This is a genomic window from uncultured Rhodococcus sp., from assembly GCF_963525155.1.
Taxonomy (GTDB): domain Bacteria; phylum Actinomycetota; class Actinomycetes; order Mycobacteriales; family Mycobacteriaceae; genus Rhodococcus_F; species Rhodococcus_F qingshengii.
Map to the genome: position 1 here is coordinate 72,808 of NZ_CAURKP010000002.1, position 12,120 is coordinate 84,927.

Here is a 12,120-nt window from a genome sequence, read left to right on the forward strand (position 1 = left end):
AACGATGAAGAAGACAACGCGCATCGGAATCGGCGGACCCGTGGGTTCGGGTAAGACCGCACTCATCGAGGCGATCACGCCGGAGTTCATCAAGCGGGGCACCAGCGTTCTGATCATCACCAACGACGTGGTCACCACCGAAGATGCCAAGCATGTGCGCAAGGCTCTCAAAGGTGTTCTCGTGGAGGAACGTATCGTCGGCGTGGAGACGGGAGCCTGCCCACACACCGCCGTCCGCGAAGACCCGAGTATGAATCTCGCGGCGGTCGAGGACATGGAGAAAACGTTCCCGGACACCGACGTGGTCTTCATCGAAAGTGGTGGCGACAACCTCACACTGACGTTCAGCCCTGCTTTGGTCGACTTCTTCATCTACGTCATCGACGTAGCCGCAGGCGACAAGATTCCGCGCAAGAACGGTCCGGGAATCTCGCAGTCCGACATCCTGGTCATCAACAAGACCGATCTCGCACCGTACGTCAACGCAGATCTCGGAGTCATGGATCGCGACTCCAAGGGAATGCGGGGAGACAAGCCGTTCGTCTTCACCAATTGCATGACAGGGGAAGGCATCAAGGACGTGGTGGACCTCATCGTGCACGGAGTCCTCTTCGACGAAGAGGAAGTGGGAGCGAGCGTACCGTGAGTGCACCGCCCGTCCCGGGAGCATCGCGGTCGCTCCCGGGGCCGATCCCGACCATCCCGGAACTCGATCAGTACCAGGACCAGCCGAAGCAGGCGCCTGCTGGCAAGGTCGGTAAGACCGGGGTTCTCGAGATGCGATTTGTCGACCGCGGCGACAAGACGATCCTGCGGGACATGTACCGCAAGACACCGCTGCTGGTTCAGCAGGCGCTGTACTGGGACGAAGCGTTGCCGACCATGCCGTGCGTCTACATGATCTCGACCTCCGGCAGTGTGCTGCAAGGTGATCGACTGTTCCTGACCATCGAAATGGAGCCAGGTTCCCTTGCACACGTGACCACCCAGTCGGCTACCAAAGTCCACCGGATGGATGCCAATCACGCGTCACAACTCCAGAAAGTGGTGCTGGCCGAGAATTCGTATCTCGAACTGATGCCGGGAGTGACGATCCCACACCGCAGCGCGAGGTACTACGCGCGCACCGACATCACGGTGGATCCGACTGCAACGCTGTTGTTCTCGGAGATCGTGATGCCGGGTCGCAAGTATCACGACGGCGGAGAGATGTTCGTCTACGACCTGTACTCCACCTTGATCAAGGCGAAGCGCCCGGACGGGAAGAATCTCTTCACCGAGAAGTTGGTGATCGAACCGGCACGCTTCCCCGTGCGATACGGCGGAATCATGGGCGACCACGACGTCTTCGGCAATGTCATCCTACTGACACCGAAGGAGCACGCCGACGCCATTCTCGAGGAGATAGTTCCGGGCCGTGACGGCAAGGTCGTCTCCGGGGCGAGCCGGCTACCGAACGACGCCGGTCTCATCTTCAAAGTCCTCGGTCCGGAGAGCGAACCCGTCAAGGCGAAGGTCCGTGATTTCTGGTCTCTGGTACGAAAGGCAGTTCTGGACACCACCATTCCGCCCGTCCCGCTCTGGGGATGACGCGGATTGCCTGATAGGGATCGAGGAACGCGCGATGACCACCATCACCAAACCGTGGGACGACGTCGCGGACAAGAACGTCGTGCTCAGATTCATCGACACGAATCTCAAAGGCTCCGGGCAGGTGATGTTCCAGGGCAATGCGCTGACGGGCCTGCTGTTTCTGGTCGGTATCTTCTGGGGCGCGATAGCCGCGGACACGATCACCGTCGCGATCGGTGCCGTGGTGGGTCTGGTGGTATCCACCGTCACCGGCATGATGCTGCACTCCGACGACGATTCGATGCGTATCGGCCTGTACGGATACAACGGAGTTCTTGTGGGAGCTGCCTTTCCGACGTTCCTTGCCGGCGGCGTGATGCTGTGGATCTACCTCGTGGTGGGAGCTGCCGCGTCGACGATCGCGTTCCTGGCCGTTGCCAATGTCTTCAAGACGTGGGGCGTACCGGCGCTGACCTTTCCGTTCAACCTCGTCAACTGGTTCTTCCTTCTTGCGGCGTTTCAGTTCCTGCGGATCGAAACGTCAGACCTCAGCGCGGGCCAGTTTCCCCAGCACATCGGGGAGGCGTCAGTTCATGCCGACATCACTTTCAGCTTCCTGTGGGACACGCTGTTCCGCAACGTCTCCCAGATCTTTCTGATCAACAACACCGTCACCGGCATTATCTTCGTGATCGCGCTGCTGGTCGCGTCGCGTTGGGCGGCGTTGTTCGCGCTCATCGGTTCCGCGATAGCGATGGGTTCGGTACTGGCGCTGGGCGCAAACACCGTCGACATCGGCAATGGTCTCTACGGGCTCAGTTCGGTGCTGACGGCAATTGCTCTCGGATCGGTGTTCTACAACCCGTCGTGGCGTGTGTTCGTCTACACCGTCTTCGGAGTACTGGTGACTGTTGTCATCCACGGCACGCTGGTGTCTGCCTTTGCTCCGATCAGCCTGCCGGCCGGAACGGGCCCGTTCGTCTTCGCGACGTGGCTGTTCCTGCTGCCGAAGAAGAAGTTCGTTCCTATCCAGCACGACACCATCGAGGGCGGAGCGGCCGAAGGCAAGGATTCGATCGCAAAGGCGAACGGCTAGACGGGCCGAATTGGCGAGGCGCCCGTACGCTGGGGCACACCGATGAGTTGATCCGACCGCCCCGCCACTCTCGAAGGAACGCACCTACATGACAGACTCCAGCGCCCCTCGCATCCATCTCGGCCCCGTCGAGGATCCGCACATTGCCGACGGAATTCGCGGAGTCGGTGGGGTTCTCGTTCCACTAGCCGAGGCAGAGGGCGTGGTCTGGGTACATGGTCCGGACACGTTCCCGTCGTCGCTACCTGACTCGGTTCGCTGGGTGCAGTTGCCCTTCGCCGGGATCGAGCCATGGTTCGATGCCGACGTGATCGACGACAAGCGGGTCTGGACGTCCGCTGCCGGGGCGTACGCGGGCAATGTTGCCGAACATACGATGATGCTCCTCCTCGCCGGAGTGCGTTCTCTCCCCGAACAATTGGCGGCGCAGTCGTGGCGAAAAGAAGAGTTCGATCCACGGGTTGGCACCTTGCAGGGCTCGACAGTGGCGATCATCGGTTGCGGCGGAATCGGCCGTGCGCTGATCCCGTACCTCGCCGCGTCCAAGGTCAGAGTCATCGCCGTCACCCGCTCGGGCACCCCCGTCGAAGGTGCTTCCGAAACGCTCTCGGCCGATCGAACCGGTGAAATCTGGTCCCGGGCGGATCACTTCGTGATCGCAGCACCGTCGACGTCCGCGACGCGGCGTCTGGTCGGCAAGGCTGAATTGGACCAGATGTCGGAGTCGAGCTGGATCGTGAACATCGCACGTGGCAACCTGGTCGACACGGACGCGCTGGTCGATGCTCTCGAAGCTGGTTCGATCGGCGGTGCGGCACTGGACGTCACCGACCCCGAGCCGCTGCCGGACGGGCACCGGTTGTGGAAGCTGCCCAACGCGATCATCACGCCGCACGTCGCCAACCCGGCTACGACGCTCACGCGTGTGCTGGCAGATCACGTGGCCGCCAACGTCGCTCGATTCGCTGCGGGTGGGGACCTCGCTGCGGTAATCGATCCGTCGGCGGGCTACTGAACCGACAGAACGCGCAAATCCTCGAGACCGTCCACGACGGGAACGCGCCACGACGCAAGCTCTTCCGGTCCCTGCTCGTCCCACAGCTCGAACAGTTCCGAATCGGTCGATGCGATGGTGCGCTCCACCATTTCGATCAGCCAGGTGAGCCGTTCACTGGTCAGGGCCGAGGTGAAGGAGTCGAGATCGAGGTCTTGGGTGGCAGGGTCACGTTTGCGGTCGGCACGCACGATCAGTACCAATTCGAGCAAGGCGACGGCGATTTGGCCGCCGTCGACCTCGAGGTAGTCGTCTTCGAATGCCCACTTCACCGATTCGAAGGTGAAATCACCGTGCCCGATGGACGCGATCAAATCCCCTGCACCGTCGTTCTCGAACGGTCCCGATCCCCACGCGCCCACTGTCTGCTCTTTTCCGATTGCCGTCTCAGCGCGCTTCGAGCGCGATCTTCGCTCCGAATCCTAGAAGAACTGTTCCGGTTATGCGCTCCAGTGCCTGTCGCACTCGGGGCTTCTCGAAGGTGCTACGTGCCCGCGAGAGAAGGACCACGTAGCCGCTGAGCCACACGATGGTGATGGCTGCGTGGATGAGCACCAGCAGTGCAAGCGACGGTCCCGTGGGCCACCCGGCCGGAACCAACTGTGGCAACAGTCCGGTGTAGAAGACGGCGATCTTGGGGTTGAGCAGGTTGGTGGTGAAGCCCGTCTTCCACGTTCCGGCCTTCTGCGATCGTGGAGCGTCGGCATTGTGTTGCATCCGCGACGTCCGGCTCTCCCACAGTGCTCGCACACCGAGATAGATCAGGTAAGCCGCGCCGGCGAGCTTGACCACCGTGTACGCCTCGGCCGACGCGGCGAGGATCGCCGAAAGCCCGAGGACGGTCAACAGACCCCACACCAGAAGGCCCGAGACGATGCCGGCCGCTACCCGGAAACCGGCAGATCTGCCCGCGCCGAGAGCAGCCTGCGTCACGACGGCCATGTCGGGCCCGGGGACCAGAGTCAGTAGGGCGAGCACAGCTGTGGCGGCGAGCAGAGCGGTCAGCATGCAACAAGTATGAAGTCGGGGTGGGGAGCATTGTCGGCCGGTGGTGTCGTGCCTGTGAACAAAGAGTGGCGCGGCGGTGTGAACTGCATGGACACGCCCGGAAACCGGCGTCTCGCGAGCCCTGTTCGACAAAGTTATGCACACTGTGGGGAAACGAATCGTTGCAGGTAGGAGGAATAACTCTGTTGTAATTCATCCTTTTGTCCACAGGTTATGCACAACTGGGAAGTGGATGTGAATGAAGTTATCCACACCTGTGTGTGCATCGGTGGAGAACTGTCCAACTCCATTGGATACCCGCGAGTAATAAATCCCAACCAGTGGGTTGACCCCGGGACGTTCGTCCTGTCCAATCGAGGGTCAGCGGTAGTCGTGCGATGCTCAGGGGGCGCTTGACGGATGCGGAGATTTGGGTTTGTCGGGATTGTGTTGGTCGTGCTCGCGCTTGTCGTGGGCGGAGTGGCGTATGCCGAACCGGCACCTGAAAACCCACCAGGAGATTCGGCCGGTCAGACCGGGGCTCACATCAATCGCATAGAGCAGTTGTCGCCCACACGCAGTGCCGTGTTCGTCGAGTCGCCGGCCATGCGACGCGAGGTACAAGTGCAGGTTCTGCATCCAGCGTCGAGCGCCGGTTCACGTCCGTCCTTCTACCTACTCGACGGCGTCAGTGCCGGTTCGGAATCCGGATACTCCGAAAGCACCTGGACTCAAAAGACCGACATCGAAGCGTTTTTCGCCGACAAGAACGTCAACGTCGTTCTCCCTGTTGGCGGTACCGGCAGTTTCTACACCAACTGGAAGAACGACGATCCGAACCTCGGTGTGAACAAGTGGGAATCGTTTCTCGCTGAAGAGCTTCCGGCGTTGATCGATTCTGCGTTTTCCGGAAATGGGACGAATGTGGTCGGCGGGGTGTCCATGGGTGCGCTCGGCGCGGCCAACCTCATCACACATCACCCGAAGCTCTATACCGGATTGGCCTCGTACAGTGGCTGTCTCGACAACTCCGAATCGTCCTCGCAGGATTCCGTGCGGCTCACCGTGGCCAGCAAGGCGGGCGACGCCACCAACATGTGGGGTCCGGCGTCGGACCCCGACTGGCAAAAGCACGACCCGTCCACCAACGCGGAAACGCTGCGTGGGAAGACGATCTACGTGTCCTCCGGTACAGGTGCGCCCGGAGAATACGACAACGTCTTCACCCCGAGTGGACTGCAGACTGCCATCGAAGGCGGACCGCTCGAGGCGCTCGCTAATACGTGCACACAACTGTTCGAAGCGAGGTTGGGGGAGTTGTCGATTCCCGCAGTGTTCGCGTATCGGAACGACGGCACCCATTCGTGGCCGTACTGGCAAGACGCGCTTCACGATTCCTGGCCGACGGTGAAGACGGCGCTGGGAATGTGAGCTGAGAACTACTCGGCCAGTGCCAGTTCGAGCAATTGGAGGGCGCCGTCACGGGTCTGCGCAGCCGCGATGAACCCGGCCTTGTGGCAGAAGACCGAACTGTCGACGCCCGTCTGGGCGGCAAGATCCGAGCCGTTCAGGCCGCGCCACGGCTCCGGCAACAGCTTTCGTGAACCGAACTTGGAGTCAGCAGGCTTGACCGTCTGAATCGACCAGCCGCCGTTGGTGTTCGGGAAGATGGTGAACAGCAGCTCTGGCTGGGCCGACGCGGCGCGGCCGTGGGGAACGAAGCGTTCCAGCACGACGAAGCGCGGATCCGTTGCTTTTTCGTAGGTCTCGGTGAACTCGCGCTCGGCCGCCGCGTCGCCGGCATACTTGGCGCGCAGGCGAATCAAGACCTGGGTTGCGAGAACGACGGCCAGCTCGAACTGGGTGTCGAACTCCTCGTCGGTGGACGAGATCGGATTGAAAAGGTCCAGCACGGACGACAGATCAAAAGGCTTGGTGCCGTAGTCGTTGAGGGTGTAGATCTCTTGGCCGTTGTCGACGGCGTCGATGCCCTCGACCAGTCGGCTGTCGATACGGCGGAACACGGAGGCGTCGCCTTCACAGAACTGCAGGCCGTATTCCTGCCAGAGCAGACCGAAGGCGGAGTACAGGATGCCGTTGCTGCGCTCGCCGGCATCACGCTGGTGATGGTCGAAGCGCCCCTCGGCCGGGTTGTAGCGACCGCCGACGTCGAGCACGATGTCCGCGCTGTCGAGGACGGACTCGTCACGGCTGCGAACGACGGTGGCGTCGGGGTACAGCTGCTTGAGCAGCGATACGCCGAAGACGTCGTCTGCATGGAACTTGCCGTTATGGGTCGCGATGATCACCCGTCGAGACTAGGCAATCGAGCGCGGGGATGCCTAGTCAGCCGATGGTGCGGATGCGGTCGGTGGCAGGTGGCGAGACCGGCGACCCGGCTGCGAACAGGGCGGTCAAGGCGTCGAGGTCGTTGCCGGCACCGGTCATCTGGGTGGAGTTCTTCAGTGCGGTGAAGCCGTCCCCGCCCTCGGCGAGGAACTTGTTCACCACGACGCTGTAGACGCCGTCGGGGGCGATGTCCTGCCCGTTCAAGCGCATTTCCGAGATTCGCGAGCCCGGCGCTGCTCGCCGGTCCATGGCGTAGGTGAAGCCCGCGGACGGGGAGAGGATGCGCTCGGTAGCGGTGCCGTCGAGGTCGATCTGGAATTGCTGTTCGAGAGCGTCCTTCAACACCGCTCCTGTGACGGAGAGCACCTCGAGGCTGTTACCGAAGGGTTGAACACCGTAGGCCTGGCGGTAGGTGACCTGGCCGGAAGTGCCGAAGTCCAAGTCCTCGCGCATGCCGCCGGGGTTCGTCAACGCTAGTTGGGCGCCTCGTGTCGATCCGGCGGCGAGTTGAGCGTCGGCGACCAGGTTGCCGAGTGTCGATTCGCCGCTGGGGACGCGGTCGCGTGTCAGATCGGCGGTAATGGTCCCCACCGGCCGCTGAGCGCTGTCCGACGCCTCCGACCAGGCCCGGTCGGCGAGAGCCTGAATATCGGGATCCGGCGAAATATCGTGTGTCACTATCTGATTGAACGCGGACGTCTGATCGCGAACGACCTCGCGTGTGTTGCGATCGATGGTGACGTCTGCGACGGACACGATCCGGCCGTGCGAAGCGCCCTGCATCACGACTCTGGGATTGCCTGCGGGATCAGGGAATTCGCAGTTGTACTGCTGGTGGCTGTCGGCGGTGAAGATGACGTCCACCTTCGGTGACGCACGAAGGGCGATGTCGCGGGCCGGCCCGGACTCGACGTTGCAGTCGTTGGGCCCACCTTCGACGGCCGGTTCGTCCCCACGGTGCAGGAGGACGGTGATGGCTTTGACGCCGAAGAAGTCGAGGACGTCGGCGGTGCGGTTGATCGCTTCGACCTCGTCGCCGAACTGCAGATCGGCGATCCCACCCGGTGTCACGATCTGCGATGTGTTGGCGGGGGAAATCGCGATGACTCCGAGCGGAATGCCGTCGACCATGTTCACGGTGAAGGGCAATGTGGCCGGGGTGCCGTTGGTGTACGTCATGTTCGCGGCCATCAGCGGGAAGTTGGCGCCGCCGAAGGACGGACTGAACGTGCACGCATCGACGGCGGAGCAACCGCCGGACTGCATGCGTCGGAACTCGGCGAGCCCTTTGTCCAGTTCGTGGTTGCCGATCGCGGAAGCGTCGATCTTCATCCGGTTCAGGAGTTCGACCGTCGGTTCGTCGTTGAACATCGCCGACTCGAGCGCCGACGATCCCCAGTTGTCACCGACCGAATACAGCAGCGAGTTGGTGGCTTGGCTGCGAAGTTGCGTCACGTAGGCCGCGAGATACGCCGCGCCACCTGCGGGAGTGAGCGAGCCGTCGGCCTGCCTGATCTCGCTGCGAACACCTTCCGGCGGGCGGAGACTGCCGTGCAGATCGTTGAACGCCAACAGACGTACCGACACGGTGTCCTGGGACTCTGCGTTGGCGACGCCGCTCAGGGAGGTCGCGGTGGTGGCGAGAAGGGTCGTTGCGAGCACGGCACACGTTCGTGTCATGCGTCGCGTCATGCGTCGTGCTCCCTCGCTCGGACCGGCCTCGAACCTCCCTGAGTGTGCCCGTCTGCCGAAACGAATTCCAGTCCTCGGCGTAACAGTTATGTATCGAGTGTCACGCGGTGACGCCGATGCCCGCGGCCTGCTTCGCGACGTCGGTGTCAGTGAAAGCGAGGAATGCGTCGTTCTCGTGTGGATCGCCGATGGTCATCCGGACGCCCTCGACGCCGTACTGGCGGATCAGAATGCCCGCTTCGGTACTCGCCTCGGCAAAAGCGGGAGAGAGCTCTCCGAGGGGGAGATAGACGAAGTTCGCCGACGACTCGGGGACGGTGTACCCGGCTTCGATCAGAGCGGTTCGAACTCGCGTCCGCTCGGCGATGACACCTTCGGTGCGGGAAAGCAGTTCGTCTGCTGCAGCCAGGGAAGCGATTGCGGCGGCCTGCGCGACAGCGCTCACGGTGAACGGGGTGTGCACCTTGCCGAGGGCCACGATGATCTCCGGATCCGCGACCGCGTAACCCACGCGGATTCCCGCGAGGCCGTACGCCTTCGAGAAGGTGCGCAGAACAACCACGTTGGGGCGGCTGCGGAACAGTTCGATGCCGTCGGCGTCCGAGCGTGAGTATTCGAAGTACGCCTCGTCGAGTGCGACGACGACGTGCGCCGGCACAGCGTCGAGGAAGCTCTCGAGCTCTGCCTTCGACAGTGCATTGCCGGTCGGGTTGTTGGGGTTGCACACGAAGATCAACCGCGTGCGGTCGGTGATCGCGGCCAGCATCGCATCGAGGTCGTGGCCGAAGTCCTCGGTGAGCGGAACCTTGACCGAGACGGCGTGGCCGACCTGAGTGACCACGGGGTAGGCCTCGAACGAACGCCACGCGTAGATGACCTCGTCACCCTGATCGCACGTGATCTGCACGAGTTCCTGGCACAGCGTCACGGAGCCGCAACCAGCGGCGACGTTGGCCGGCTCGACTTTCAAGAAGCTGGCCAGCGCCTCGATGAGTGCAACCGCGGCATTGTCCGGGTAGCGGTTGGCATTGGCGACCGCGTCGGCGACGGCGTCACGCACACCGGGCAACGGCCCTACTGTCGTTTCGTTGCTCGCCAGCTTGATCGCACCCGGAAAATTGCGTCCGGGAACGTAGGCGGGGATGGAGGCGAGGTCAGGGCGAATGTGTGCGGTCACGAGTCGATTATGCGCGCACTGATTTGGTGCGTAGCGGCCGTCTGCGTGTCAGAGTTAGAAGATGTCGGAAATCTTCCGAGCCACCGCGTATCTGCGCGGAGCCGAAGGGGAGGTCGCCACGGCTGTTCCGCTGACCGTGGTGGAGCCGGACGGCCCGACGCGGGGCGGGATCGTCGTCCTGCATGAAGCCCGGAAGTTCAGCCCGGCTCTGCTGAATCTGATGTGCGCGCTTGCCGGCGAAGGGTGGGTGAGCGTCGCACCTCACCTGTTTCACCGCGAACCCGAACACATGCAGGGTGAGGTGTTCGGTGACAACCTCTTCGCCGACTTCGACGCGACCCTCGATTGGCTCGTCGGACGCGAAGTTCTCGCAGACACCATCGGGGTGCTCGGATTCGACGACGCCGGTACCGCCGCGATGCTCGTGGCCACCAGCCGTCCCGTCGGCGCCGCGGTGAGCGTCGCCGCCCGGGGAATCGTCGAAGCCTTGTCGGTGGATGCTCAGGCGCTTGTCGACGCGGCCACTTCCCTGCAGGCGCCGTGGCTGGCGCTGTACGGCGAGGACGATCCCAGCACGCCTCGCGAACACGTGACTCTGCTCCGGGAAGCGACCGCGAAGGCCGACGTCGCGACACTGGTGGTCAGCTACGCCGGACTGGCTCACCGGGCGGACGAGCCGCCACAGCTGTCCGAGGACGCTGACCTCGACGACCCTGATTCGGCCTCGATCATCGAAGCTCAGACCCGGATCTTCGACTGGTTCGACAGCCACCTGCGGTAAGTCCACAAAACAGCCCGCTGACCACACGTTTTGCCTTTGGTGGCGAAGGGTGTGTAATCTTTCGATCCGGCGGTCCGAAAGGATCGGAACCCCCAGGGAGGCGTGCCAGAGCGGCCGAATGGGACTCACTGCTAATGAGTTGTCCCTTTTACGAGGGACCGGAGGTTCAAATCCTCTCGCCTCCGCCAAGCCGGTGATTTTGACCGGCGGGTTAGAAATGATAGAAATTACGACGGTAAGACACGCAAGACCAGCAAGACAACAGAACATGCGCCCGTAGCTCAACGGATAGAGCACTTGACTACGGATCAAGAGGTTAGGGGTTCGAATCCCTTCGGGCGCACAAGAAAGAAGGTCACAGACTTCAGGTCTGTGACCTTCTTTTTGTTGTGGTGCATACGCAATTCTTGAATGTGTGTGAGGTCACCTCGGCGATTTCGGGCGGTGATCCTCGCGATCGTGGGAACCGACAACCGATCCACGCGACCTATGCTTTCTGCGGAGCAGCCACGCGAACCGAGGAGAACCCGTTGGAGACCGTCGACAGTCGGACGCTCCCGGTCTACTCGGCCGGGGCGGTCGAGGTGCCCTTTGTCATCGCGGGCATGGACGAACTTGTCTCCCGCGAGACCCGGTGGGATGCGCACTCGCACCCGACTCACGAATTGTTGTGGAACGAGCGGGGAGCGTCGAGCGCCACGGTGGGATCGCGCACGTGGACCATTACGCCGACCGTCGGTCTGTGGATGCCCGCCGGCGTCCTGCACTCGGCGATCGCGCCGGCCGGCACCTGGTATCGGGCCGCTCAGCTCGACATCGCGTCAGTTCCTTCTCTGTCCGACGTGCCGGTGGCGATCGAGGTCACTCCGCTGCTGCGGAACCTCCTCGAGCGACTGGCAGACGATTCACTCGGAGCTCCTTCGCGCTCGCTCACGGAGCAGATGGTGATCGACGTGCTGGCACCGTCGCCGAACGAGTTGCTGGTGCTGGTGCCGGACTCGCCACTTCTGCAACCCATCGTCGATGCGATCGGTGACGATCCGAGTGACATGCGAACGCTGTCCGACTGGGCAAGGCTCCTCGGTGTCAGCCCGCGAACCATCACCCGGGTATTTCGGTCGGAGACCGGGATGAGTTTCGGGCAGTGGGTGTCAGCGGTGCGCGCCCAACGGGCGGTGACGCTTCTTGCGCACGGCTTGGATCTACAAGAGGTTGCCGAGCGAGTGGGATACCACTCGACCAGTGCGTTCGGTGCGGCATTCCGCCGCACTACAGGTGCTACACCAGGGATGTTCCGGGCTAGCTGATCGGCCATCACACCTTGTCTCGATCGCTACACGGAGTGTCCCAAACACGCGATTGCGCCACAATGCCCTCCCGTATACGGTTTAGGCAAACCTCACCTAAGTGCC

General features: G+C 62.6%; 12 protein-coding genes and 2 tRNA genes. 9 read left to right on the forward strand and 5 right to left on the reverse strand.

Annotated features, from left to right (window positions below; translation table 11 throughout):
* Positions 1–4 precede the first annotated feature (4 nt).
* The 4 genes from ureG to RWT78_RS00885 all read left to right on the forward strand — a co-directional run bounded on the left by ureG (position 5) and on the right by RWT78_RS00885 (position 3,683).
* The gene (gene ureG, locus RWT78_RS00870) at positions 5–646 is read left to right on the forward strand and encodes an urease accessory protein UreG (RefSeq protein WP_314673325.1); all 642 of its coding nucleotides are present in this window, start codon (positions 5–7) and stop codon (positions 644–646) included.
* The gene (locus RWT78_RS00875) at positions 643–1,590 is read left to right on the forward strand and encodes an urease accessory protein UreD (RefSeq protein WP_099696800.1); all 948 of its coding nucleotides are present in this window, start codon (positions 643–645) and stop codon (positions 1,588–1,590) included. The genes ureG and RWT78_RS00875 overlap by 4 nt, the downstream gene beginning before the upstream one ends.
* 34 nt (positions 1,591–1,624) lie before the next feature.
* The gene (yut, locus tag RWT78_RS00880; RefSeq protein ID WP_042447682.1) at positions 1,625–2,668 is read left to right on the forward strand and encodes an urea transporter; all 1,044 of its coding nucleotides are present in this window, start codon (positions 1,625–1,627) and stop codon (positions 2,666–2,668) included.
* An 88-nt stretch (positions 2,669–2,756) separates the two neighbouring features.
* Positions 2,757–3,683, forward strand: a complete 927-nt coding sequence (locus RWT78_RS00885) for a D-isomer specific 2-hydroxyacid dehydrogenase family protein (RefSeq protein WP_003943975.1) — start codon at positions 2,757–2,759, stop codon at positions 3,681–3,683.
* On the opposite strand, the gene RWT78_RS00890 is transcribed toward RWT78_RS00885, so the two are convergent.
* Both RWT78_RS00890 and RWT78_RS00895 read right to left on the reverse strand, forming a co-directional pair.
* The gene (locus RWT78_RS00890) at positions 3,677–4,084 is read right to left on the reverse strand and encodes a DUF4259 domain-containing protein (protein ID WP_003943873.1); all 408 of its coding nucleotides are present in this window, start codon (positions 4,082–4,084) and stop codon (positions 3,677–3,679) included. The genes RWT78_RS00885 and RWT78_RS00890 overlap by 7 nt on opposite strands.
* Positions 4,085–4,109: 25 nt before the next feature.
* On the reverse strand, positions 4,110–4,730 hold the full coding sequence (locus RWT78_RS00895; RefSeq protein ID WP_007731691.1) for a LysE family translocator: 621 nt from the start codon (positions 4,728–4,730) through the stop codon (positions 4,110–4,112).
* A 399-nt stretch (positions 4,731–5,129) separates the two neighbouring features.
* Here RWT78_RS00895 and RWT78_RS00900 point away from each other — a divergent pair, with 399 nt between their 5' ends.
* Positions 5,130–6,140: an alpha/beta hydrolase family protein gene (locus RWT78_RS00900; protein ID WP_064687965.1), complete on the forward strand. Its 1,011-nt coding sequence runs from the start codon at positions 5,130–5,132 to the stop codon at positions 6,138–6,140.
* Between the two features lie 8 nt (positions 6,141–6,148).
* Here RWT78_RS00900 and RWT78_RS00905 read toward each other — a convergent pair whose 3' ends face one another.
* The 3 genes from RWT78_RS00905 to hisC form a co-directional block, all read right to left on the reverse strand.
* Positions 6,149–7,018 (reverse strand): MYG1 family protein, encoded by an 870-nt coding sequence (locus tag RWT78_RS00905; RefSeq protein ID WP_003943978.1) that lies wholly within the window; start codon positions 7,016–7,018, stop codon positions 6,149–6,151.
* A gap of 37 nt (positions 7,019–7,055) precedes the next feature.
* Positions 7,056–8,750, reverse strand: a complete 1,695-nt coding sequence (locus tag RWT78_RS00910; protein WP_209448262.1) for a bifunctional UDP-sugar hydrolase/5'-nucleotidase — start codon at positions 8,748–8,750, stop codon at positions 7,056–7,058.
* Positions 8,751–8,850: 100 nt separating this feature from the next.
* A complete protein-coding gene (hisC, locus tag RWT78_RS00915) occupies positions 8,851–9,927 on the reverse strand; it encodes a histidinol-phosphate transaminase (protein ID WP_314673337.1) in 1,077 nt (358 codons plus the stop codon).
* A gap of 61 nt (positions 9,928–9,988) precedes the next feature.
* Here hisC and RWT78_RS00920 point away from each other — a divergent pair, with 61 nt between their 5' ends.
* The 4 genes from RWT78_RS00920 (at position 9,989) to RWT78_RS00935 (ending at position 12,015) form a co-directional block, all read left to right on the forward strand.
* Positions 9,989–10,708, forward strand: a complete 720-nt coding sequence (locus tag RWT78_RS00920; protein WP_003943860.1) for a dienelactone hydrolase family protein — start codon at positions 9,989–9,991, stop codon at positions 10,706–10,708.
* A gap of 96 nt (positions 10,709–10,804) precedes the next feature.
* Positions 10,805–10,896 (forward strand) — tRNA-Ser (locus RWT78_RS00925).
* A gap of 82 nt (positions 10,897–10,978) precedes the next feature.
* Positions 10,979–11,051: transfer RNA gene (locus RWT78_RS00930), tRNA-Arg, on the forward strand.
* Between the two features lie 46 nt (positions 11,052–11,097).
* Positions 11,098–12,015, forward strand: a complete 918-nt coding sequence (locus RWT78_RS00935; protein ID WP_314673339.1) for an AraC family transcriptional regulator — start codon at positions 11,098–11,100, stop codon at positions 12,013–12,015.
* The last annotated feature ends 105 nt before the right edge of the window (positions 12,016–12,120 follow it).

Coding starts and splice junctions, on each gene's coding strand:
- ureG (WP_314673325.1), top strand. CDS start 5: ATGAAGAAGACAACGCGCATCGGAATCGGCGGACCCGTGGGTTCGGGT.
- yut (WP_042447682.1), top strand. CDS start 1,625: ATGACCACCATCACCAAACCGTGGGACGACGTCGCGGACAAGAACGTC.
- RWT78_RS00885 (WP_003943975.1), top strand. CDS start 2,757: ATGACAGACTCCAGCGCCCCTCGCATCCATCTCGGCCCCGTCGAGGAT.
- RWT78_RS00895 (WP_007731691.1), bottom strand. CDS start 4,730: ATGCTGACCGCTCTGCTCGCCGCCACAGCTGTGCTCGCCCTACTGACT.
- RWT78_RS00900 (WP_064687965.1), top strand. CDS start 5,130: ATGCGGAGATTTGGGTTTGTCGGGATTGTGTTGGTCGTGCTCGCGCTT.
- RWT78_RS00910 (WP_209448262.1), bottom strand. CDS start 8,750: ATGACGCGACGCATGACACGAACGTGTGCCGTGCTCGCAACGACCCTT.
- RWT78_RS00920 (WP_003943860.1), top strand. CDS start 9,989: ATGTCGGAAATCTTCCGAGCCACCGCGTATCTGCGCGGAGCCGAAGGG.